The sequence below is a fragment of the Enterococcus montenegrensis genome, from assembly GCF_029983095.1.
Classification (GTDB): domain Bacteria; phylum Bacillota; class Bacilli; order Lactobacillales; family Enterococcaceae; genus Enterococcus_C; species Enterococcus_C montenegrensis.
The window spans coordinates 1,945,228-1,969,015 of sequence record NZ_CP120467.1 but is presented as its reverse complement, the minus strand read 5'-3'; the positions used below and the strand labels follow the sequence as shown (position 1 = coordinate 1,969,015).

The 23,788-nt window shown below is 38.0% G+C and carries 24 protein-coding genes; 19 read left to right on the top strand and 5 right to left on the bottom strand.

Features of this window, described 5'->3' with window-relative positions; genetic code table 11:
• The 3 genes from P3T75_RS09505 to P3T75_RS09495 all read left to right on the top strand — a co-directional run bounded on the left by P3T75_RS09505 (position 1) and on the right by P3T75_RS09495 (position 2,842).
• The gene (locus tag P3T75_RS09505; RefSeq protein WP_282461429.1) at positions 1-681 is read left to right on the top strand and encodes a methionine ABC transporter permease; all 681 of its coding nucleotides are present in this window, start codon (positions 1-3) and stop codon (positions 679-681) included.
• 28 nt (positions 682-709) lie between these two features.
• Complete coding sequence (locus P3T75_RS09500; RefSeq protein ID WP_282461428.1) at positions 710-1,552, top strand: MetQ/NlpA family ABC transporter substrate-binding protein; 843 nt, start codon at positions 710-712, stop codon at positions 1,550-1,552.
• Positions 1,553-1,636: 84 nt separating this feature from the next.
• Positions 1,637-2,842, top strand: coding sequence for a M20 family metallopeptidase (locus P3T75_RS09495; protein WP_282461427.1), 1,206 nt, complete (start codon positions 1,637-1,639; stop codon positions 2,840-2,842).
• Positions 2,843-2,901: 59 nt separating this feature from the next.
• On the opposite strand, the gene P3T75_RS09490 is transcribed toward P3T75_RS09495, so the two are convergent.
• Positions 2,902-3,771 (bottom strand): helix-turn-helix domain-containing protein, encoded by an 870-nt coding sequence (locus tag P3T75_RS09490; RefSeq protein ID WP_282461426.1) that lies wholly within the window; start codon positions 3,769-3,771, stop codon positions 2,902-2,904.
• A 55-nt stretch (positions 3,772-3,826) separates the two neighbouring features.
• Positions 3,827-4,528 (bottom strand): MgtC/SapB family protein, encoded by a 702-nt coding sequence (locus tag P3T75_RS09485; protein WP_230708951.1) that lies wholly within the window; start codon positions 4,526-4,528, stop codon positions 3,827-3,829.
• Between the two features lie 394 nt (positions 4,529-4,922).
• Between P3T75_RS09485 and ptcA the strand changes: the two genes are divergently transcribed.
• From ptcA to P3T75_RS09450, 7 genes are all read left to right on the top strand, one after another.
• On the top strand, positions 4,923-5,957 hold the full coding sequence (ptcA, locus tag P3T75_RS09480; RefSeq protein ID WP_282461425.1) for a putrescine carbamoyltransferase: 1,035 nt from the start codon (positions 4,923-4,925) through the stop codon (positions 5,955-5,957).
• A gap of 109 nt (positions 5,958-6,066) precedes the next feature.
• Positions 6,067-7,455, top strand: coding sequence for an APC family permease (locus P3T75_RS09475; protein WP_282461424.1), 1,389 nt, complete (start codon positions 6,067-6,069; stop codon positions 7,453-7,455).
• Positions 7,442-8,542, top strand: a complete 1,101-nt coding sequence (gene aguA / locus P3T75_RS09470; protein WP_206903813.1) for an agmatine deiminase — start codon at positions 7,442-7,444, stop codon at positions 8,540-8,542. The genes P3T75_RS09475 and aguA (P3T75_RS09470) overlap by 14 nt, the downstream gene beginning before the upstream one ends.
• Positions 8,543-8,544: 2 nt before the next feature.
• Positions 8,545-9,531 (top strand): carbamate kinase, encoded by a 987-nt coding sequence (gene arcC / locus P3T75_RS09465; RefSeq protein WP_282461423.1) that lies wholly within the window; start codon positions 8,545-8,547, stop codon positions 9,529-9,531.
• A 163-nt stretch (positions 9,532-9,694) separates the two neighbouring features.
• Complete coding sequence (aguA, locus tag P3T75_RS09460; RefSeq protein ID WP_282461422.1) at positions 9,695-10,792, top strand: agmatine deiminase; 1,098 nt, start codon at positions 9,695-9,697, stop codon at positions 10,790-10,792.
• 8 nt (positions 10,793-10,800) lie between these two features.
• A complete protein-coding gene (locus P3T75_RS09455; protein WP_282461421.1) occupies positions 10,801-11,598 on the top strand; it encodes a MurR/RpiR family transcriptional regulator in 798 nt (265 codons plus the stop codon).
• A gap of 205 nt (positions 11,599-11,803) precedes the next feature.
• The gene (locus tag P3T75_RS09450; RefSeq protein ID WP_328517245.1) at positions 11,804-12,715 is read left to right on the top strand and encodes a pyridoxal-phosphate dependent enzyme; all 912 of its coding nucleotides are present in this window, start codon (positions 11,804-11,806) and stop codon (positions 12,713-12,715) included.
• Positions 12,716-12,825: 110 nt separating this feature from the next.
• Here the strand turns inward: P3T75_RS09450 and P3T75_RS09445 are convergent, their stop codons facing one another.
• The 3 genes from P3T75_RS09445 to P3T75_RS09435 all read right to left on the bottom strand — a co-directional run bounded on the left by P3T75_RS09445 (position 12,826) and on the right by P3T75_RS09435 (position 16,256).
• Positions 12,826-13,629, bottom strand: coding sequence for a TPM domain-containing protein (locus P3T75_RS09445; protein ID WP_282461420.1), 804 nt, complete (start codon positions 13,627-13,629; stop codon positions 12,826-12,828).
• A complete protein-coding gene (locus tag P3T75_RS09440; protein WP_282461419.1) occupies positions 13,626-14,774 on the bottom strand; it encodes a TFIIB-type zinc ribbon-containing protein in 1,149 nt (382 codons plus the stop codon). Before P3T75_RS09440 ends, P3T75_RS09445 begins: the two co-directional genes overlap by 4 nt.
• 243 nt (positions 14,775-15,017) lie before the next feature.
• Positions 15,018-16,256, bottom strand: coding sequence for a DUF7130 family rubredoxin-like protein (locus P3T75_RS09435; protein WP_282461418.1), 1,239 nt, complete (start codon positions 16,254-16,256; stop codon positions 15,018-15,020).
• A gap of 208 nt (positions 16,257-16,464) precedes the next feature.
• Between P3T75_RS09435 and dnaX the strand changes: the two genes are divergently transcribed.
• The 9 genes from dnaX to rsmI all read left to right on the top strand — a co-directional run bounded on the left by dnaX (position 16,465) and on the right by rsmI (position 23,687).
• Positions 16,465-18,339, top strand: a complete 1,875-nt coding sequence (gene dnaX / locus P3T75_RS09430) for a DNA polymerase III subunit gamma/tau (RefSeq protein ID WP_282461417.1) — start codon at positions 16,465-16,467, stop codon at positions 18,337-18,339.
• A gap of 32 nt (positions 18,340-18,371) precedes the next feature.
• On the top strand, positions 18,372-18,686 hold the full coding sequence (locus P3T75_RS09425) for a YbaB/EbfC family nucleoid-associated protein (protein WP_206903823.1): 315 nt from the start codon (positions 18,372-18,374) through the stop codon (positions 18,684-18,686).
• 41 nt (positions 18,687-18,727) lie between these two features.
• A complete protein-coding gene (gene recR / locus P3T75_RS09420; RefSeq protein ID WP_206903824.1) occupies positions 18,728-19,324 on the top strand; it encodes a recombination mediator RecR in 597 nt (198 codons plus the stop codon).
• Between the two features lie 61 nt (positions 19,325-19,385).
• The gene (gene tmk, locus P3T75_RS09415) at positions 19,386-20,024 is read left to right on the top strand and encodes a dTMP kinase (protein WP_206903825.1); all 639 of its coding nucleotides are present in this window, start codon (positions 19,386-19,388) and stop codon (positions 20,022-20,024) included.
• Positions 20,025-20,174: 150 nt separating this feature from the next.
• On the top strand, positions 20,175-20,504 hold the full coding sequence (locus P3T75_RS09410) for a cyclic-di-AMP receptor (protein ID WP_206903826.1): 330 nt from the start codon (positions 20,175-20,177) through the stop codon (positions 20,502-20,504).
• A gap of 12 nt (positions 20,505-20,516) precedes the next feature.
• Positions 20,517-21,455 carry a DNA polymerase III subunit delta' gene (holB, locus tag P3T75_RS09405; protein ID WP_282461416.1) on the top strand — a complete coding sequence of 313 codons (939 nt, stop codon included), beginning with the start codon at positions 20,517-20,519 and terminating at the stop codon, positions 21,453-21,455.
• 57 nt (positions 21,456-21,512) lie between these two features.
• Positions 21,513-22,394 (top strand): PSP1 domain-containing protein, encoded by an 882-nt coding sequence (locus tag P3T75_RS09400; RefSeq protein WP_206903828.1) that lies wholly within the window; start codon positions 21,513-21,515, stop codon positions 22,392-22,394.
• Positions 22,381-22,722 carry a DNA replication initiation control protein YabA gene (locus P3T75_RS09395; RefSeq protein WP_034864815.1) on the top strand — a complete coding sequence of 114 codons (342 nt, stop codon included), beginning with the start codon at positions 22,381-22,383 and terminating at the stop codon, positions 22,720-22,722. The genes P3T75_RS09400 and P3T75_RS09395 overlap by 14 nt, the downstream gene beginning before the upstream one ends.
• Before the next feature lie 77 nt (positions 22,723-22,799).
• Positions 22,800-23,687: a 16S rRNA (cytidine(1402)-2'-O)-methyltransferase gene (gene rsmI, locus P3T75_RS09390; RefSeq protein WP_206903829.1), complete on the top strand. Its 888-nt coding sequence runs from the start codon at positions 22,800-22,802 to the stop codon at positions 23,685-23,687.
• Positions 23,688-23,788 lie beyond the last annotated feature (101 nt).

Below are 23,788 nucleotides of genomic sequence, written 5' to 3'. Positions count from 1 at the left end.
ATGCAGGCATTATTAGAAAAATATTTCCCCAATGTACTTGCAATACCAGACGAATTTATTGAAGCAACCAAACAAACATTGTACATGTCATTTTGGACCGCATTGTTTGGAGGCGTTTTGGGGATTTTATTAGGTGTTGTGTTAGTTGTAAGTCGTCCTGGTGGAATTTTACAAAATCGGCCATTATACAATGTTCTAGATAAATTAATTAATATTATACGCTCGATTCCTTTTATTATTATGTTGTCGCTTTTAGCTTTAGTAACTCGCTTTGTCGTGGGGACAACTATTGGGGAAAAAGCCGCTTTAGTACCTTTAGTGGTGGGGGTAGTGCCATTTTTTGCTCGTCAAATTGAAAATGCTCTGTTAGAAGTTGATTCAGGAGTAGTGGAGGCAGCGCAAGCAATGGGAACAAGTCCGGTGGGCATTATTTTTAGGGTGTATTTATTAGAAGGTTTGCCAGGAATCATCCGTGTTAGTGCTCTAACCATTATTAACGTTATTGGCTTAACCACAATGGCAGGAGCTGTCGGAGCTGGCGGCTTAGGAAATCTAGCTATTTCTAGGGGCTATAATCGTTTTCAAACCGACGTGACGATTGTTGCAACACTGTTGATATTAATTTTAGTCTTTATCAGTCAATTTATTAGCAATCAAATTATTAAAAAAATTAGTCATTAGAATACGAAATTATTTGGAGGAATAAAAAATGAAAAAATTAGTTAAATTAGGTTTTGTCGCAGTCGCGTTGTTGTTAGTTGCCACAGGATGTTCAAAAGGAAATGCCAAAGCAAAGGATGATACAAAAGAAACGACGGTTAAATTAGGGGTTATCGGTTCAGATACAGATGTTTGGGATAATGTAAAAGAACGTCTCAAAAAAGACGGCATTAATTTAGAATACGTAAAATTTACGGACTACAATCAGCCCAATGCGGCATTAGCGGATAAATCCATTGATTTGAATGCTTTTCAACATCAATTTTTCTTAGATAACTACAACAAAGAACATGGAACTAATCTGGTGTCAATTGGGAATACAGTGAATGCACCATTAGGAATTTATTCAGACAAACTAAAAGATGTGAAAGAATTAAAAGACGGTGCTAAGGTTGCGATTCCAAATGATGTGACAAATGGTGGCCGGGCATTACTGCTTTTACAAACAGCTGGCTTAATTAAAGTAGATCCCGCTAAAAAGCAAACGCCCACAGTTTCTGACATTACAGAAAACAAAAAAGATTTGAAAATCACTGAATTAGATGCTGCGCAAACAGCGCGGGCTTTATCAGATGTTGCGATTTCTGTTATTAACAGTGGTGTTGCAGTTGATGCAGGATTTACACCTACTAAAGATGCAATCTTTTTAGAACCGGTGGATGATAACGCACGCCCTTATGTCAATATTATCGTTGCACGTAAAGAAGATGAAAATAATAAAATTTATCACAAAATTGTAACAGCCTACCAAACAAATGAAACAAAAAAAGTGATTGAAGAAACGTCAAAAGGTTCAAGTGTACCAGCGTGGGAAACTTTTGGTCGCAAGTGATTAAGTAGCATTTCAATAATAGAAAAGAAAACTGCACGTTAAAACGATTCGGTTATATTTATAAAAAATTGAGGAGTGAACAGTATGCCAACAACAACAAGAAAACAACACATTGAAGAATTTATTGCAACGAATTTACCAACTTATCAAGAACTTGCGTTAGATATTCATAATCATCCTGAAGTCAGTAATTATGAATTTTACTCTTCAGATGTTTTAATTAGACAATTGGAAGAAGAAGGATTTTCTGTCAAAAAAGATGTCGCCGGACACCGAACAGGATTTGACGCCCGCTTTAGGACTGGAAAACCTGGACCCGTGATTGTTTTTTTAGCCGAATTTGACGCATTGCCGGGAATTGGTCATGCTTGTGGACACAATCTTTTTGGAACCTATTCTGTTTTAGCTGCGAGTGCATTGAAAGATTTGATTGCAGATTTTGGTGGCGAAATTCGCGTTTATGGTACACCTGGTGAAGAAGGGGGCGAAAATGGTTCAGCGAAGGGAAGTTTTGTGCGAGATGGTTTCTTTGCTGATGTTGATGCAGCTTTGTGTGTTCACCCAGCTTACCATTATGGCAAAATGACAGCTTCTTTAGCCAATGATCCTGTCGACATTAAATTTTATGGGCGTGCCTCCCATGCCGCCGGAGCACCAGAAAAAGGGATTAGTGCCTTAGAAGCATTATTACAAGTTTTCAATGGAATCAATGGTTTACGTTTGTATTTGCCAAAAGATGTAAACATTCATGGCATTATTACTGATGGTGGACTAGCAGCCAATGTAATTCCTGAATATGCGGCGGGCCGCTTTTATCTGCGGGCTAAAAATCGGAGTACTTTAAATGAAGTATATCAAAAAGTAGAAAATGTGGTAAAAGCCGCTGCATTAGCAACTGGAGCGCGCTATGAATTTGGTCTTTTCCAAAATTCAGTCGACGATGTGATTGTAACTCCAAGTTTTGACGAATTGTTTTTCAACCATTTAGCCCAATTGAATATTCCAACTGAGGAAATAGAAACAGAAATACGCACAAGTTTAGGCTCTTCTGATGTCGGAAATGTTAGTCAAGTTGTTCCAACAATTCAACCGACAGTTTCTATTTCAGATGATTATATCGCCGGACACTCTGAAGAATTTAAAGCAGCGGCTAAAAGTGAAAAGGGATTGGCATCTATTGCTATTGCAGCACAACTTCTAGCTCAAACAGCCTTAGATTTATTTGAACAGCCCGAATTATTAGCTAAAATTAAGGACGATCATAAAGCAAGCTTGGCAAAGGGAAACTAATTTTTTAAAAATGCGTCAAAAAAAATCGCGCCCAAAACAACTGGGCACGATTTTTTTATTTATAATTCAGAAAAACAGGTGATTAGTAGATGACAAAACATCAGGTCATCCATTTTTTTTAAGTCTAAACCAGTTGCCTCTTGAAATTTATCAATCCGATAGCTAATGGTATTACGATGTAAGAATAACGTCTTAGCAGCTGAACTAACATTTCCTTGTGCCTGCCACAAGGCTTCCAAAATGGAAACCATCTCTGAGTCACTAAACCAGCGGTCATGTAAGTTTTTAAACAACGTAATTTCCCCCATGGTATCTCCAATCAGGTACATAATCGCTGAATTTGAAAGTGTAAAATTTTGTTGACTATTGTTCCGATGAGATTGTTGCAAAAAGATTTGGCGTTCGGTTTGAAAATCTATAGCCAATGCTTGGCTGAGCTTGTGGAAGCTTCCGACAAAGACTTGACTGTAACAGTTAAAGTCGCTATCCAGCGCTTGGAAAATACCAAACAATTCATCGGTTGAAAAATTTCCAACGTCTTTATTTTCGACTAAAATAAAAGTGTCAAAATTAAGCCAAAAACTATCAGAAACAGTTTGGATTATTTCACTTGCTGCATGCTGCCAAGCGGCTTTTTCAAAAGATTTGCCGCTTTTTACTTTTATTTGCAAAATGCGTACGTATCCTGTGTGACTAGGAATTTCCCCTTTAAATAAGATGCGGTAAAAACGGTGGCTGATGATATCTTTTGGTTCACTAATAGTAGGTAAAAATAGTTGCAGCAATTTACGTTCATTTTCATTTAATTGACTGGCAATGAGTAAGGCATATCCTTCTTCAAGGGGGATACAATAAAATTTTGGATCATCTAAGGCAATGTTACTAAAACGCGCATCGGGGTAGATTTGTTGGATTTTATCAAAGGTCATAATAGACTCCTTTAGTAGTTGGTACAAATTTTATCGGGAATACATAAAAAGCAATTTATTTGGCTAAAGCGCGAACTGCTATAATATTTTCATTTTGTGCTAAGCCATCGATAATTTCTGCCGATCTATCTGCACTAATAAAAGCAATGGCATAATTTTTTCTGAAAATTTTGATTTCGTCTTGGGTATCCACATAGTAATCGGTCGTAATAGCTTTTATCCCGCGACTTTTGAAAAATTCATGAATAAAAGGTTCAGCTTCATCTGGATGAATATATTTAATTTGAAAATTTTTGTTTGTTGGGACATGGACGATTTTTTTTAGCAATACCAAAACAGCAATGACCGCGATAAAACTAAGTAAGGCAATGGCATAATACCCCATGCCGATGGCAAGACCTAATCCTGCAGTCGCCCAAAGCGAGGCAGCAGTAGTTAACCCACGAATGGAATGGTGGGTAACAACAATTGTCCCAGCTCCTAAAAACCCAATACCACTAACCACTTGCGCGATTAAACGCGCCTGGTCCGCCCGGATTACAGTTGCGATTTGCGGATTATTTTTAGCAAAGATAACGGCTTGGGCGGCAATTTCTTGCTGCATCATGGCAATGATACACGCCCCGATTCCAACTAAAATATGGGTCCGCATTCCCGCTGGCCGATTTTTTTGTTCGCGATCAAAACCAATAATGCCACTGGTTAAAATCACTAAAGCAAGACGACATAAAATTTCCCCCACACTAACACGAAACATGAGCTCTCCTCCTTTACAATAATGAGCAACTGCCAAAAGCAGTCTTTACAACCTGAAATGAAAGGAATAAATGACAATAGCATTTTTTTGCTAAAACCTGCAGTAGCTTCTCTTCCACTATAATCTTCTGGCAAAAATTCCGCAAATAAAATTCTGACCTTAGCAAAAAAAGAGTTTTTAGATAATTGAAAGTTTATACAAAAGCCTTTTGAATCTTATTATTTAATTGCTTGTAACATGTTACGGGAAATGTAACATGTTTTCTTTATCACAAGTTGCATTCTAAAACTTTGAAAACCCTTTCTAAAATCTTGGTATCACGCTATGCTGAGTATGTCAAAAGCATTACTCGAGTAAAGACAACTATATTAATTATCTAAAGGAGCGTTATACCATGCAAAAAAGAGATTTTATCGACACAAATGATTTTACTAAAGCAGAAATTGAATATTTAATCGCATTAGCCTTAAAAATTAAAGATAGTATCAAACATGGGCATTATCCTTTGCTACTTAAAAATAAAACATTGGGGATGATTTTTGAACAATCTTCTACCCGTACGCGTGTATCTTTTGAAACTGCAATGACACAACTGGGGGGACATGCGCAATACTTAGCCCCTGGTCAAATTCAATTAGGTGGACACGAAAGTCTAGCTGATACAGCTCGGGTATTATCTCGCTTAGTAGATATTTTAATGGCACGAGTAGAACGTCATGAATCTGTTGTTGCACTTGCCAAAGATGCGACAATTCCAGTTATTAATGGAATGAGTGATTACAACCACCCAACACAAGAATTAGGCGACATTATCACGATGACAGAACACCTACCAGCTGGTAAAAAATTGTCTGATTGTAAAATTGTGTTTGTTGGCGATGCAACGCAAGTTTGTGTTTCAACAATGTTTATGGCCACAAAAATGGGAATGGACTTTGTTCAATTTGGGCCTAAAGGGTTCCAAATTAAAGAAGAAACGTTGGCGATTGGCAAATCCAATGCTAAAAAATCTGGTGGTAGCGTCTTAATCACAGAAGATGCTGATGAAGCGTTAAAAGATGCTGATTTTGTTTACACCGATGTTTGGTATGGCTTGTATGAAGCAGAATTATCAGAAGAAGAGCGGATGAATGTTTTCTATCCTAAATATCAAGTCAATGATGAATTAATGGCTAAAGCTGCACCAGATGCTAAATTTTTACATTGCTTGCCTGCCACACGTGGTGAAGAGGTTACGGATGAAGTATTAGATGGCAGTCAATCGGTTGTTTTAGATGAAGCCGAAAATCGTTTGACAGCAATGCGGGCACTATTAGTTTATTTCTTAAATCCTTATTTGGATTATGCCGATGATGCATTGGCTGCTAAATTTGATGGCGAATTGCAATACATGTTGCAACCAAAACGTCAATTAGAACGTAAAGACTAGCAAGTTTTCTGAAATTTGAAAAGCTGTGACAAACTTGACGTACTTTCATATAAACTGCGTCAAGTTTGCAGCAGTTTTTCATCTTTGGCTCATTGAAAGGAGCACGATTATGAAGGAAAAGAAAAAGTTTCGTCTTTTTGATGCGGTCTTAATGGCCGTAGTTGTTATTCTAGTAGTAGAGTCTGCCGCGCCGGCCGCTGCAATCGGTTCTTCGCAATTTTTCTGGTGGGGCTTATTGTTAATTTTATTTTTCCTACCCTATGGTTTAATCTCCGCAGAACTTGGTACCACTTATGATGACGAAGGCGGCATTTACGATTGGGTAAAAAAAGCCTATGGTCGTCGTTGGGGAGCTCGAGTAGCTTGGTTTTATTGGATTAACTTTCCAATTTGGATGGCAAGCCTTGCAGTTTTGTTCCAAGAAGTTTTAAGCCAAATTTTTCAGCTACAGTTAAGCACACCGGTTTTAATTTTAATTCAGTTGATTTTCATTTGGTTTGTAACGATTGTCAGCTGCTATCCTGTTAGTGATAGTAAATGGATTTTAAATTTAGCGGCTTTTGCTAAAGTGGCAATTATGGTTTGTTTGGGAATCTTAGGGATTTACCATGCCATGACTAAAGGGATGGCAAATGATTTTTCTGGTGCGGCTTTGTTACCAAAATTTGATATTCAAAATTTAAGCTTTTTATCCGTGATTTTATTTAACTTCTTGGGTTTTGAAGTAGTAACTACTTTAGCAAGTGATATGGATAATCCTAAAAAGCAAATTCCCCAAGCAATTATTTATGGCGGAATTCTAATTGCCTTTTTCTATTTGTTTGCCGCTTTTGGAATGGGGGCAGCTGTACCAGCAGACCAACTTTCCGCTTCCGGGGGATTAATTGATAGTTTTATTTTATTAGTTGGCGGATTAAATCCATTTGTAGTGATTATTGGCATCTTATTTATGTACACGCTTGCTGCTAATCTTATTTCATGGGCATTAGGGGTAAATTATGTTGCTTTATATGCGGCTAAAAATCAAGATATGCCAGCCATTTTTGCAAAAGAAAATCCTAAAAATGATATGCCAGTGGGAGCTTCAGTCGTCAATGGTGTCATTGCCTCGATTTTGGTTGTTGCCGCACCGTTTATTCCAAACGAAAATATTTTTTGGGCCTTCTTTTCATTAAATGTCGTAGCCTTATTACTTTCTTATATTATGATGTTTCCAGCCTTTTTAAAATTACGAAAAATTGATCCCGATGCTGTTCGTCCTTTTAAAGTCCCTGGACCAAACTGGTTAATGAAAATTATGACCTTTGTCCCAATGATTTTATTAATTATTACGTTAATTTTTTCTATCGTTCCCCTAGATGGTAGTGCCGCGGAAATGAATGCTAAAATACCTGTTTTAATCGGTACGATTTTGGCTTTTGTTATTGGGGAAATCGTAATCCGATATTCAGCAAAAGAAAAACATGGAAAAGGAGTCATTACAGATGAAAACAATTGATAGCTCACCACGTCAAGATGGATTTAAAATGCCTGGAGAATTTGCACCACATGAAGGAGTTTACATGTTATGGCCACAACGTCCGGATAACTGGCGTGATGGTGGCAAGCCTGCCCAACAGGCTTTTGTCGAAGTAGCCAAAGCAATTGCGGAATTTGAAGTTGTAACCATGGGAGTAAATTTCGATCAATACAATAATGCACGGCATATGTTACCTGACAATATTCGCGTAGTAGAAATTGCAAGTGATGATTCTTGGGTAAGAGATTGCGGACCAACTTTTGTAACCAACGGCAAAGGCGAGACCCGTGGAGTAGATTGGACGTTTAACGCATGGGGTGGTTTAGTAGATGGACTGTATTTTCCATGGGATAAAGATGATCAAGTCGCTCAAAAAATTTGTGAGAATGAATGGAAAGATCGCTATCGATTAAATGATTTCGTTTTAGAAGGTGGTTCAATCCATGTGGATGGTGAAGGTACGTTAATTACGACAGAAGAATGCTTGTTATCAGAAGGACGCAATCCACAATTGTCTAAAGAACAGATTGAGAATATTTTAAAAGAATATTTGAATATTGAAAAAGTGATTTGGTTAAAACGTGGTATTTATTTAGATGAAACAAATGGCCATGTTGATAATATTGCCAATTTTGTGGCACCTGGTGAAATTGCTTTGGCCTGGACAGATGATAAGAATGATCCACAATATGAAATTTCAAAAGAATGCTTGGATATTTTAGAAAATGAAACAGATGCCAAAGGACGTAAAATCAATGTGACCAAATTATATGTTCCAAAACCAATTTTAATTAATGAAGAAGAAAGTGGCGGTGTTGACGCGGTAGATGGCACTCTGCCACGACAAGTGGGCGATCGTCTAGCAGCTAGTTATGTGAATTACTATACTGCAAATGGCGGCATTATTTATCCGTTATTTGGAGATGCAATGGATGAAAAGGCCAAAGAAACTTTACAAGCATTATATCCAGATCGTAAAATCGTTGGTGTTTACGCCCGTGAAATCTTATTAGGTGGTGGGAATATCCACTGTATTACGCAACAAATTCCTAAAGGGGAGGCATAATAATGACAAAAACAGTTGTCGTCGCTTTAGGAGGCAATGCTATTTTAACTGACGATCCAACTGCAACGGGACAACAAAAAGCATTGGCAAAAACTGCAACTGCTTTGATTAGTTTAGTTGCAGCTGGCTACAAAGTAGTGATTTCTCATGGCAATGGTCCACAAGTAGGAAATTTATTATTACAGCAAAAAGCAGCCGCTTCCCCGGAAAATCCAGAAATGCCATTGGATACGAGTGTTGCCATGACACAAGGCAGCATTGGGTATTGGCTAACACAAGCTTTGGATAATGAATTAAAAAAAAGAGGACTAGAAAAGCCCGTTGCAGCGCTTTTAACGCAAGTTATCGTAGCAGCGGAGGATCCGGGATTTGTTAATCCTACTAAACCAGTAGGCCCATTTTTGACAGCCGAAAAAGCGCAAGCTGAAATGAAAATCAGCGACGCCGTATACAAAGAAGATGCCGGTCGCGGTTGGCGTAAAGTTGTTGCTTCACCTAAACCGATTGGAATCGTTGAAGCTGAAACGATTAAAGCTTTGATTGCAACGGATACTTTAGTTGTAGCAGGTGGTGGTGGCGGTATTCCAGTCATTACAACAGCTGCGGGACTAGTTGGTGTAGAAGCAGTCATTGATAAAGATTTTGCCTCTGAAAAAATCGCTGAAATCGTTGCCGCCGATGAGCTAATCATTTTGACTGGTGTACCTAATGTTGCGGTTCACTTTAATACACCGGAGCAAAAAAATCTCGCTACAGTGGATATTGAAACTTTAGAAACATATAAAAAAGCTGGCGAGTTTGCTCCAGGGAGTATGTTGCCAAAAGTGGAAGCCGCCTTAGCCTTTGTCAAAGCACAACCAAATGCCAGAGCCGTGATTACCTCTTTAGATAATTTAGATGCGTTATTAAATGAAGATGCCGGTACGATTATTTATGGCAATCAAAATTTAGAACAAAAAAGTCATTTAAAAGATTTCATCACCAATTAAACCAAAGAAAAAAGTCGAGCCAAAAGGGTCGGCTTTTTCTGACAAAAAATAAAAATCAGATTGTAGCTGTGGTATATTTAAAGTGCAGTGAAAAATCAGTTGTTTCAATAAATAAGGATAAAATTATTCAATTAAAGTAAGCAAAATAAAGGAGGAAGCTTTGATGTTAGTAGAAACTTCACCAAGGCGAGATGGTTTTCAAATAATACCGGAATGGTTACCCCATAATGAATGTTATCTGATTTGGCCAGAACGTACGGATAATTGGCGTTTAGGAGGAAAACCAGCCCAAAAAATTTACCAACAGGTGGCAGAAGCGATTAGTCGTTTTGAAAATGTTACGGTATTGGTTTCAAAGCAACAATTTCTAAATGCCCGTCACCAGTTACCTAATCATATTCGCGTTGTCGAAATGAGTAATGATGATGCCTGGTTAAAAGATACAGGGCCCGTATTGGTTATGAATGCTGTAGGAAAACTACGCGGAGTTGATTTTCGTTTTAATGCGTGGGGCGGACTTTTAGATGGTTTATTCTTTCCTTGGGACCAAGATGATTTACTAGCGCGTAAACTTTGTGATTTAGAGCGAATTGATTATTATCAATTAAAAGACTTTGTTTTAGAAGGCTGTTCAATTCATACTGATGGAGAGGGCACGCTTTTTGCAACAGAAGAATGTTTATTATCAGAAGGGCGCAATCCTCAACTGAAAAAACAAGCAATTGAAGAAATTTTAAAAGAGTACTGTGGGATTGAAAAAGTCATCTGGTTTCCCAGAGGTTTTTTTCTAGATGAAACAAATGGCGATATCGATAATTTGTTAAATGTTGTGCGGCCGGGAGAAGTTGTTTTAACTTGGTGTGAAGACAAAAAAGATCCGATGTATGAAATCACCCGCGAAGCAGAAGCGGTGTTGCAAAGCCAAAGGGATGCACGGGGAAGAAAATTTACGATACATAAATTGGAATTGCCAAAATCTTTGTATATTACTAATGAAGAGGCTGCCGGTGTTGATCCGGTCAATGGCATGTTGCCCCGCTTTGCCGGCGATCGTTTAACGGCAACGTATGTTAGTTATTACACAGCCAATAATGGTATTGTTTTTCCTCTTTTTGATGATCCTAACGACCAAAAGGCCGAAAAATTATTACGAGAACTTTATCCAGGATATGAAATCATTGGCGTACAAGCACGGGAAATTTTACTTGGTGGTGGTAATATTCACTGTATTGCCCAGGGCATACCACAACATGAAAGGTGAGGGAAGCGATGGATTTTTTTGAAATAGTCAACAGTCATATTGCCGAATTGACTAAAAATGAACAAGTGCTGTTTGATTATGTCATTACAAATCTCGACAGCATCAAAAATAAAAGTATTCGCGAGGTTGCTGATGACTGTTTCGTTTCGACGACTACTTTTTTACGTTTTGTACGTAAGCTAGGTTTTTCTGGCTTTAGTGAATTTACGACAGTTATTAAGTATACGCTCTTAAATAAAAAGACGATTCCAGATTCCTCACCCTTTGTTGTGAGTCAAAAAGATTATCGAGAAGAATATTTAAAAAATATGGTGGAATCTGTTCGCGTTATGGACACTGATAAGGTAACGCAAATTGTAGCACAATTGCAAAAAAAGCCTAAAATTTTTCTTTTTGCCAAAGGGTTAAGCAAAGAAATCATGCGTTACATTAAATATTTGTATAACACAGCAGGTTTTTTTGTCATTTTTCCAGAAGACCATCAGACTCGGGCGATTGCGCAACAACAAGCGCAACAAAATGATATTATTTTTATTTTCAGTTATAAAGGAGAGGACTTAGAGTTAATTGAGGCTGTGCGTAAGATGAAAAATCAAAATCACCCGTTAATTGTTTCAATTACAGGTGCAGATAATAATCTGTTGCAAAACTCTAGTGATTTAAATCTTTATTTATTTACCGACGAAATTAGTTTAAACCATCTGGATATTACTTCACATATTTCGATGGTAGCTCTGATGGAATTGATTTTGTATCAATTTATTGAAACGAGTGGGAGCGATACGTATCACTTGGTGTTTCGTTGATCGTGGGTACATATACAGAAAAAATAACAGGAGTGAAGTTGCTTAGTTCAACACTCTTGTTATTTTTATTTTTTTTAAAGACCATTGCTATTTGCCGTATTTCATGTTTTAATTTGTTTGTAAACGCTAACAAGAAGGTGAAAAAGTGATTTCAGAAACACAGAACCAAGCACTCTACGGTATTTTAAAAGCCTATGAACGCTTAATGCCATTAATGATTCATACACCTTTGGCACCGAGTAATATTTTGGGCCAGGAAAAACAAGGTGAAATCTATTTAAAACTAGAAAATTTGCAACGCACTGGCTCTTTTAAAGCTAGAGGAGCTTATAATAAACTAGCAACCTTAACACCTGAAGAAAAAAAACGCGGTGTTATTGCCTGCTCGGCGGGGAATCATGCCCAAGGTGTGGCGTTAGCAGCCTCACTGCTGAAGATTGATGCACGAATTTTTATGCCCAAAAGTGCACCCAAAACTAAGATTTCTGCTACAGAGAATTATGGTGCTAAAGTTGAATTAGTCGGAGAAACATTTGATGAAACAAAAGCAAAAACCCTAGCAGAAGCAGCAAAAAGTGGCGAAGTTTTTGTCTCGCCTTTTGATGATTGTGCAGTTATGGAAGGTCAGGGAACGATTGGAATTGAATTACTACAAGACTTGCCTGAAGTTGATAATGTTATCGTACCCATTGGCGGTGGAGGGTTAATTGCAGGAATTGCGTTAGCCATTAAATCTTATCGACCAGAAGTTAAAATTATTGGTGTGCAATCTTATCACGTTCATGGCATGATTTCGTCAATTTGGCAGCAAAAATTAATTGCCAATCGTAGTCATAAAACATTAGCTGATGGTTGTGATGTGGCTCTTGCCGGTGAATTAACTTATGAAATTTTGAAAGATCGAATCGATGAAACGGTGCTGGTAGAAGAAGAAGAGATTGAACAAGCGATCCATTATTTGGCCTTAAAAGAAAAAGTCATTGCAGAAGGTGCTGGTGCCTTAAGTACGGCAGCAATTTTAAGTGGTCATATTGATCACTTGCTTCATGGAAAAAAAACGATCGCAGTAGTCTCTGGTGGCAATATTGATTTTTCTGTTTTTAAAGAAATTATTTAAGTAAGTCTGGGGAAACGGCATTAAAATTTTTTTATTTGTTTATAAAAAAACTAACTCTTAGCTAGCTGTCGTCACTTTTACGTGACGTGACTAAGAGTTAGTTTTTATTTTTAAAAGCCGCGACCACCGCCGCCAAAGGTACCGCCACCGCTAGAATTTGTAGTACTGCCGCCAGAGCCGCCACCACTTGAGTTGTTTTTAGGGATGCGCCTGGTGGTGACAAAAGAATTAATTAAGCGATTTTCATTTTCCGTTAGTTCCAGCTGTGTATTTTGACGGAAAGGATATTTATAAGTTCCTAATTTTAATTGATACCGCGATTTAACGATAATAAAAAAGGCAATACTTCCTACGAATGCCAAAGCAAAAGCAATGAGTCCTTCTAAAAGGGTGATTGTTTTGTAATAGATAATTTTGCCACTCTCTTCATCAATGCGATAATGTCCACCAGGTACGCCAGCATTTACATAGGCGGTCATTTGCTCTAGAAAGATTGTGCTAGCCCCGTAATAATCGCCATTACTCATTTCGGAACTAACCTCATCAAAAAAATCTTCTCGTCTGCTGTCTGTTAAATAATCAATCATATTTCCTGACGTGGCGACGTACATTTCCCGTTGGTTCAAATCAATTAAAAAGACGGCCCCATTTTGATTATTTCCGACCTTATCCCGCAAGTATTCATTGGCAAAAGTACGAGGCTCTTCTTCATTGGTTGTCGTTGTTACAATGTAGATGCCGCCTTTTATTTTTTGGCCGAGTTTTTTTGCGCCTTCATTTAATTGACTCAGTTGATTTGGTTCAAAAATATTAGCCGCATCTTCAACGTTACTTACTGCACCATGAGCAGGTAACGCAATTAAAGAAAAAAACAAGGTGACAATAAGAACTAAACTACCATAAAGTTTTCTCATAGGAAATAACCTCCTAGTAAAAACAATACGAACAGCCCTAAGAAAATACCTGCTGATACCAGTCCTAATTTTTTGTAGCTGATAGGCAAAACACCACTCACTTTTCCAGTTTGGCCATTCATCGCATAATAAAAAACTTTCTCATCATTAGTTGAACTGCGATAAGTAACGAGCCAGACGGGTAACAACAAATAAGAGGCTTTAGTTTCTGTTAAATTGAGGTCTTGCTGCGTTTTGGTAAAGGTTGTGTAGCTTCCCACTGTTTCTCGCAATTTTTTTTCACCGTAATCAGCTAATTCTTTTGTTACTTCATCTTTTAAACTATCGTATTCAATATCGCGTTTTTCAGCTTGAAAGCCGGCGAGATATTGATTTTGAAACGTTACTGCTTTTTCTAGTGGAAAAGGCTGGACGCTTGCGACCATTTTTTGTGGCGTATTTTTTGTTAAAGCATTTTTAACAAGTTCTTTAAAAATAAGGTTTCCTTTTCGACTGATAGTGTATTGTTTGGTTTCGGTATATTCAATATCACCGACAATCCAAACACGAATAGAAGTCCCATTTCCCGTCAAACTGCCGCTGCCTTTAGCATCAACTTGCCAATAAGGAAAATACACTCCCGTCAGTTTTTCTACTTGGCTTTTGTTAAAGAAATCTTTTGGCACGAAAAATTTCTTCTGAGCCCAATTTAGAAAATCTGCGGTTGCTTTTTCTTTTCCAATTGCAAAGGGTAAGACTTTGTCTGGTAAAAATTCCCCCGATAAACGGCCCTTTAAGACGACGGGATTATGGCAATAATAACAATAAGTTGCCGCCGTGGTAGCATCTGTTACAATTTCAGCACCACAGTTGGGGCAGAGGTAGAGCTCCATTGCGCCTTCATCTGCCACGGTAGTATCTGCAAGTGAATTATCAAGTGTTGCATTTTCTTTTTTGCTTGTAGTTTCATCTGTGGTAGTGGGTGGCGTTATTGTTTTTGTGTTATCGGTGGATATGTCTCGTGAACTAGCTTGTTTTACTTCAAATGCGCTTAACTCATCTACGGTAAAAATACTACCGCAATAAGGACAATGAAACTTTTGGTCATCGGGATCAAAAGTTAGCGCACCGTTACAATTGGGACATTTATGTGTTAATGCGTCCATGGCGTCACTCCTTATTTTTTGTCAGGTGTTAGCGATATAACAAAAGTCTTGTCACACCTCTTTTTTTAAATAGTGGTGTTTTAAGGTTAACTTTTTTAAACCAAGCCGAACAATCATAAAAATATGAGTTGCTATTTTGGGATTTGCCGACTTATTGTTTTGACTAGCTGCAATAAGTCAGCTACGTTGATGTGAAATAGTAACTCATTGATTTTTTAAATGTAACAATTCTGTTACAACTGCTTAATCAATGGGGACGCCTTTAAATGTTTTGCCACATTCCGGACAGAATTTTGGAATTCCATTGGAAAGATCAATGATACTGCCACATTCGCTACATTTCATTTTTAAATCAACTTTTCCAGATGCAGCTGGTTTTGGTGTGCCACAATTGCTGCAGAATTTACCGGTATTTTCTGTGCCACATTGCGGACAAGTCCATGTATTGTCATCTGCTTTTTCATTTTGTTTTTGTTGTTGATTATTTAGCTGTTGTTGATTGTTTTGGCTAGCTTGGTTTAGGTAAGTCCCGCCTGTATTCATCCCCATTCCCATGCCAAAAAATCCCGTTGCTGCGCCGGCATCATTTTTGCCAGCAGCTTCCATGCCTCGTGCCACTGATCCTTGTACGTATCCTTCACGAATACTTGGATCGCCTAACATAGCACCTTCGTTACGCATATTAATTAATTTAGTCGAGTCATCGGTATAAGAAATACTTGCTAGTGCAACGGCTACAATTTCCATTCCTCGCAAAGTATTCCAATCACTATCCAAAACATTGGCCATATATTTACTTAATTCCATACTTTTTGACGGAACATAAGAGATACGGACGCCATCAGCTGACATTTGGTTAATAGCAGTCTGTAAAGCAGTCAAGAACTCATTTAAATACTGTTCATTAATGTCGTCAATTTCCACTTGCTCTTTATTTTTAGGGATTGCATTTGTATAAAATAAAATCGGATCGGTAATTTTAATTGAATAAGTTCCGTGGGCTCTTAAAAACAATTCCGCATTGTAAAAATTATCAAAATAATTTAATGGTGCAGGGGTGCCAAACTTGATGCCTTTAATTTCTTGTAAATTAATGTAGAAGACTTGTTGTTTTTGCGGTGTCGTTCCACCAAATTTAACGCGACTAAACGTTTCTTTAACGGCATCTTTTAAAGAGCCATTAAAAAGAGAAGGAGCGGTATCATTTTTGACTGTGTAATAACCTTCTTCGGCGGTATAGTCAATGATTTTACCACCGTCAACTAAAAGCATCATCATATTTGGATAAACATGAATGACAGAACCATCTGTAATAACGTCGCTTGTTCCTTTTTTGTTGGCGTTACGCTTGGCATCTTTTCTAACTTTTTCACCTTTTGTTAAGACAGTGTTATCCCCCATATCAGCAGGTTCAATCACCTCAAGCCATTGATCGGCTAAACCGCCTGTCACAGCTCCGGCTGCAGCTTTAATAATTCCCATACTCAAAAATCCTCCTTTTTATTTCGTGGCACTTTTTTTAATAGTAGTAAAGCGCCTACTATAATAAAATTATAGCATAGGTGCAACAGACTGCCTGCTTTGTTTAAACAAGGTTTTAGAATTGATAAAAGAACAGAGCAAAACTAGTTTTTTTATCAGAAATTGCGTATAATAGAAAATAGTGAATTTAAAGGAAGTGAGGCAAAAAATGGCCTATCAAGCCCTATATCGTGTTTGGCGTTCACAACGTTTTGATGACGTAGTCGGACAAGACGCGATTACGCAAACCTTAAAAAATGCTATTAGCCAACAGAAGATTTCCCATGCGTATTTATTTACCGGACCGCGAGGAACAGGGAAGACCAGTGCAGCCAAAATTTTTGCTAAAGCGATTAACTGTCCTAATAGTCATGATGGAGAGCCTTGTAATGAATGTGAAAATTGTCAGGCGATTACGAACGGCCAATTTGATGATGTTATTGAAATCGATGCAGCTAGTAATAATGGCGTTGACGAAATTCGCTTTTTAACCGAGCGTGCTAATTATTCCCCTACCAAGGGTAAATATAAAGTCTATATTATCGATGAAGTCCACATGCTTTCAACGGGGGCTTTTAACGCGTTATTAAAGACACTTGAAGAACCAAGAGAAAGTCTTGTCTTCATTTTAGCGACAACCGAGCCTCATAAAATTCCGGCGACAATCATTTCTCGAACGCAACGCTTTGATTTTAAACGCATCGACACCAAAGCAATCGTGGGACGAATGCAATATATTTTAGAAGAAAGTAATCAACCTTATGAAGAGCAAGCCCTAGAAATAATTGCACAATCAGCCGAAGGGGGTATGCGAGATGCCCTGTCGATGTTGGATCAAGCAATTTCATTTGCTGATGGGACTATTACTTTAGCTGATGTTATGGCAGTTACAGGTAGTCTAACGTATGAAATGATGGATCAACTTTTAGGCCATTGTTTAAGTCATGATGCCGGCGCAGCTTTAACGGATTTAGCAGCTATCTTAGCCGAAGGAAAAGAAGCGCAGCGGTTACTTGAAAATTTATTGGTTTATTGTCGCGATTTATTATTGTATCAAAAAGCGCCACAATTACTGCAACAAAAGGCAGGGCATTTAACTACTGCTTTTAAAAACTTGTCTGAGCAGTTAAGTAGCCAACAGATTTTTGATTGGATTAAAATTTTAAATGAGACACAAAATGAAGTCCGTTTTACAAATTCCCCCACAATTTATTTGGAAGTCTGTATTGTTAAATTAGCTGAAATTAAAACGACTACCGCCATAACTTCTACTAAGGCCAACACGCCAGTTGCACTATCAAATGCGGATAATTCAGTTGTTGCCTTAAAACAAAAAGTTGAACAATTGGAACAAGAGGTAAAACAACTCCAATCAACAGGTGTGGTGAAGCAGGAGCCAACCGTTTCAAAAGCTCCGGAAAAAAATCATAATCGGAAGCAAAATAATCTGCGCGTTCCCAGAAATCAAGTCTTTAACGTTTTGAAAGCAGCAACAAAAGATAATTTACATCAAACGCAAATCGTCTGGGAAGATTTATTGGCAAGTTTACCGATTACAAAAAAAGCAGTTTTACGGCAGGGGCAAGTGCGAGCTGCTAGTGCAAATGGAATTGTCGTGACCTTTGATTATGAAATTATCTGTCAAAAAGCTATTGCCGATGAGGAGATGAGTCAGCTCATTGGCAATAATTTGAGCAAAATGATCCCAGATTATGCGCCGCAGCCGGTCTATTTAACCAGTGCTGCTTGGCAAGAGTTAAGGCGCGAATTTGTGACAGCGCAAAAAAATGGCAGCCTATTAGCTGATGATGATTCGCAAAAAGAAGAAAATAAAGCAAACAAGCAAGAAAAAGTAGTCGAAAATGCTGCAAATGAAAATAGGAAAGCGCAAAATAACGGGCTAGATTTAGTGGAAGCTGGTATTTTAGATGACGATTTATTAAATCATTTGCCACCAGATGCGACTGCTACAGAAGATGAAGATCCAGCCCAAAAAGCAGTCGCTTTATTTGGCTCAGATGTGGTCAAAGTAATCGACGATTAGTCTAAATTTTAAAAATTGAAGGAGTGGTTAATATGATGCGTGGCATGGGAAATATGCAAGGCATGATGAAACAAGTACAAAAAATGCAAAAGGAAATGACAAAAGCACAAGCGGCTTTAAATGAAAAAGAATTTGTTGGTGTTTCAACCAATGAATATGTAAAAGCGACGTTTACTGGCGATAAAAAAATGACTGGCTTAAGTGTTGTCTCTGATGTGATTGATCCAGAAGATAGTGAAATGCTACAAGACTTAGTCATGATGGCAGTCAATGATGCTTTAAGTAAAATCGAAAAAGAAACCGAACAAACGTTAGGAAAATATACAAAAGGTATGCCAGGATTTTAAAAAAGTGTCGCACAGCAGTTTTAGCTTAAGGAGAAATGTTTATGCAATACCCAGAACCAATTGCCAAATTAATTGACAGCTATATGAAACTGCCCGGGATTGGACAAAAAACCGCCACACGGTTAGCTTTTTATACAATCGATATGAAAGACGAGGTCGTCAATGAATTTGCCAAATCCCTTTTAAGTGTTAAACGGGACCTACATTTTTGTAGCATTTGCGGCAACATCACAGAAGAAGATCCCTGTCCAATTTGTGCCGATCAAACTCGGGATCGCAGTACAATTTTAGTCGTCGAAGAACCAAAAGATGTGATGGCTTTGGAAAAAATGCGGGAGTATCACGGTTTATACCACGTTTTACATGGCGTTTTATCGCCAATGGAAGGAACCGGACCAGAAGATATTAACGTGCCAACTCTTTTGAAAAGATTACATGATGATGAAGTAAAAGAAGTAATTTTGGCGACAAATGCTACGACCGAAGGAGAAGCGACCGCCATTTATTTGTCCCGCTTAATTAAACCAGCTGGAATTAAAGTAACCCGATTGGCTCACGGTCTATCTGTCGGCAGTGATATTGAGTATGCCGATGAAGTAACCCTTTTAAAAGCGGTGGAAGGACGCCGTGAGTTGTAAAGTTTCAAAATTTAGAATTTTTTTGTACAATAATGTTAATAGATAATTGGAGGACAAACTTGTGAACGGATTATTTATCACGATTGAAGGACCAGATGGCGCAGGAAAAACGAGCGTTGTTAATGAATTATTTCCTCGGATTCAGCTGATTGCCAAACGCGGCATCGTTAAAACGCGGGAACCCGGTGGTGTAAAAATCGCTGAAAAAATCAGAAAAATTATTTTAGACCCTCGTAATGAAGAAATGGATGATCGCACAGAAGCTTTATTATATGCAGCAGCCAGACGTCAACATTTAGTTGAAGTTATTATGCCTGCTTTAAACGCTGGTAAAATCGTGATTTGTGATCGTTTCGTAGATAGTTCTTTGGCCTATCAAGGAGCTGGACGCAGAATTGGTATTCCGGAAATTGCTAAAATTAATGAATTTGCAACAGAAGGTTTAAAGCCAGATTTCACTCTTTATCTTGATGTCGATTCAGACACAGGATTAAAACGGATCGAAAATTCCCGTCATGGCGAAGCGGATCGCTTGGAAATTGAGAGTTTGGAATTTCATCAACGGGTGCGTCATGCCTATTTGAAATTGGCCGAAGAAGATCCCATTCGGATTCACAAAGTTGATGCCAGAATGAGTTTACAAGATGTAGTGGATGCGAGTTTTACTGCCATCACTGAAGCATATCCTCAATTTTTCTAAAGAACAAAAGCTTAGGATACAATGAAATGCGATTTACTGGAAAAGCGAGTATCCACAAAGGCAAGCCAGCTTTTCTTAGAATAATTTAGCTGAATACATTGCAGTCACGTCAGTTTGTGAAGTCTTTCCAATTAAAAGGAGGCAATTTTTATGAAATTAGTTATGGCAATTGTACAAGATAAAGATAGTAACCGTTTGGCTAACGAGTTTATTGACAATAATATTCGGGCCACAAAACTATCTTCAACCGGCGGCTTTTTAAAAGCTGGTAACAGTACGTTTATTATCGGGATTGAAGATGAACGGGTGCAAGAAGCACTTGAATTGATTAAAAAGACGTGTCAGTCACGAAAACAGTATGTTTCAACCCCTATGTCTTTAGATATTTCCCTAGACGGACAAGTACCCTATCCAGTCGAAGTTGAAGTCGGTGGCGCAACAGTTTTTGTTCTACCAGTCGAAGGTTTCCATCAATATTAAGGAGCAAGTAAAATGACGGAGCAAGAATTTTTATTAAAAAATGAGCCCCAGGTCTTTGCCCAAATAAAAAAAAGTATTGAGCATGAGCGTATGTCTCATGCTTATCTTTTTGAAGGGGAGAGTGGCACTGGTAAACATCAAATGAGTATGTGGCTGGCTAAACGTCTTTTTTGCACTAATGTAGTAGCTAACGAGCCTTGCAATGTGTGCAATAATTGCATCCGGATTCAGTTAAACGAACACCCGAATGTTCAAGTTATAAAGCCTGAGGGTCAAACGATTAAAGTTGATCAGATACGACGACTCCAGGCTGAATTTAGTAAAAAAGGGTTTGAAGCAAAGCGACAAGTTTTCATTATTTCAGATGCGGACAAAATGAACGTTAGCGCAGCGAATAGTTTGTTAAAATTTTTAGAAGAACCCCAAGCAGGCCTTTTAGCAATTTTAGAGACCAGTGCGTTAGGACGCATTTTACCAACGATTCAATCCCGCTGTCAGCTTATCCACTTTACCCCCTTATCAAAGACACACCTTTTTGAAAGTTTGGTCGCTGAAGGGGTGGGGGGAAAAAGTGCAACTTTACTTGCAAGCCTTACCAATAGCTTTGAAAAAGCAATTGAATTCTCACAAGATGAATGGTTTAATAGTGCTAAGGATGCTGTTTTAACTTGGCATCGCTATCTTGAAAAAGCAGATTTACAAGCCTTTATTTTTGTTCAAAAGAAGTTGGCGCCTTTGGCAAAAGAAAAAGAGCAACAGTTTACATTATTACAAATGTTATTGTTTTATTTTCGCCAACAACGAAAAAAAGAAGTGGCAAACTTGCCGCAGCTGCAAAAAGTTAACGGTATTTTAGAGTTGATCTTGCAAGCTGAACAAAAATTACGGGCCAATGTTGCCTTTCAAAATGTATGTGAACAATTGGTTTTGCGGATTGTTCGTCTTTCATAAAAAAGTTTAGGGAGTAGTTACCGAGCTTTTAAAATTTAAAGTAAGGGAGGGAATTAAATGGAAGTAGTGGGAGTCCGCTATAAAGAAGCAGGTCACGTTTATTATTATCGTCCTGGTAAAGATCAAGAGTATCGTTATGAAGAAAAAGTGATAGTTGAATCCCAACAAGTCAAATTAATGGCAGAAGTTGTCATTCCTAAAGTGGAAATTGACAGTGGGGATTTACCTGATGAAGTGCTGCCGATTTTACATATTGCAACGAGCGCAGAATTAAAACGAGCAGCCCAAAACAAAGAAGACGCAAAAGCGGCCTTTGTGATTGGAAAAAAGAAAATACGACAACATGAATTAGCGATGAAACTAGTCTCTGTTGAATATACTTTTGACCGGAGTAAAATGATTTTTTACTTCACAGCAGATGGTCGAATTGACTTTCGTGAGTTGGTAAAAGACTTAGCTAGTGAGTTTAGAACAAGAATTGAGTTGCGCCAAATCGGTGTACGGGATGAAGCAAAATTATTAGGCGGTATCGGGCCTTGCGGTAGACCGTTATGTTGTACGACTTTTTTAGGTGATTTTATTCCTGTTTCGATTAAAATGGCTAAAGATCAAGGCTTATCTTTAAACCCAACCAAAATTTCTGGTTTGTGTGGCCGTTTAATGTGCTGTTTGAAATATGAAAATGATGAATATGAAGCGGCAAAACGAGAATTACCAGATTATGGTAAAGAGATTGAGACACCAGATGGCAAGGGAAAAGTTATCGGTTTGAATTTATTAAGTCGGATTGTAAAAGTGCGGCTATTCCAAAAAGAAACGCCAGTGGAGTATCATTATGAGGAACTAAAAGACTTTAAGGCGCAACAAGTAGCCAGTCTAGCTGCCACAGCCGATGAAGCAAAAAAAGCAGGTGATGCCAGTGAGCATGGACAAACGTGATATTTATGATGGATTAAGTAAATTAGAGTTAGATTTAGAGAGTTCATTACAGCAATTAACAGCAATGAAAGCGGCCCTGCAAGAAATTGTTGAGAAGAATACAACCTTAGAATTAGAAAATCAAAAACTACGGGAATACTTGCAAGAGTTAAAAGAAGAAAATGCCGCGGAAGAAGTTAAACAGGGTATGTCAAAATCCCGGATGAACTTGGAAAAGATTTATGAAGAAGGTTTTCATATTTGCCGTGAATCCTATGGTGCCAGAAGAGAAAACGACGAGCAATGCGTTTTTTGTTTGGAAGTATTATATCGTGAAAGTCAAAATTAAGTGACGAGGAATTGATTAAAAGGTAATTCTATCCTTTTCAATCAATTCTTTTTCACTTTATGAAAAGGTGATAACAAGTGCAAAAGCAAAGCAGTTTTAAAGGAAGTCCAATAAGCGGAACGCTTTATTTGGTACCTACACCAATTGGCAATTTACAAGACATGACGTATCGTGCCGTGGAGACGTTAAAAACGGTACAATTAATCGCCAGTGAAGATACTCGCAATACACAAAAATTATTGAATCATTTTGAAATTAAAACACCACAAAAAAGTTTACATGAACATAATTTTAAAGAACGAGTGCCAGAATTAATTACTTTGTTACAGCAAGGAATAAATATTGCCCAAGTAAGCGACGCCGGCATGCCGTCAATTAGTGATCCCGGTCATGAATTAGTGGTGGCGTGTATTGCAGAGGAGATAAACGTTGTTGCGCTACCTGGTGCAACTGCTGGGTTAACGGCTTTAATTGCCTCCGGGCTAAACCCGCAACCTAATTATTTCTATGGCTTTTTGCCCCGCAAGAAAAGTGAACAGCTCACAGTTTTAAATACGTTGAAAAACGAGATGGCAACTTTAATTTTTTATGAATCACCTTATCGTTTAAAACAAACCGTTGCAAATTTAGCTGAAGTTTTTGGCAGTCGACAGGCAGTTATTTGCCGTGAGTTGACCAAAGTACATGAAGAGTATTTACGGGGCAATCTGGTGGAATTAGCTAGCTATTTGGCAGAAAATGCTGTAAAAGGTGAGTGCTGTTTAATGGTAGCAGGCTCTTCTGGTAGCAGAAAAGATGATGTATCTGCTGAGACGGCTATGTTATCTTTGAAAGAGCAGGTAGAAAATTTAGTTAAAACAGGGATGAAACCCAATCAAGCGATTAAAACAGTGGCACAAAATAATCAAGTTAAAAAGCAAGTTGTTTATAAAAACTATCATGAAATCCTCGAATCAGCCGATTAAAGCGGCTGATTTTTTTGTTAAAAACTAACGTTTTGTTAAAAAAAATTTTTATTAACGAGAAAACTTGCGAACGTTTGTTTGTGTTAGTATAATAAGTTAGA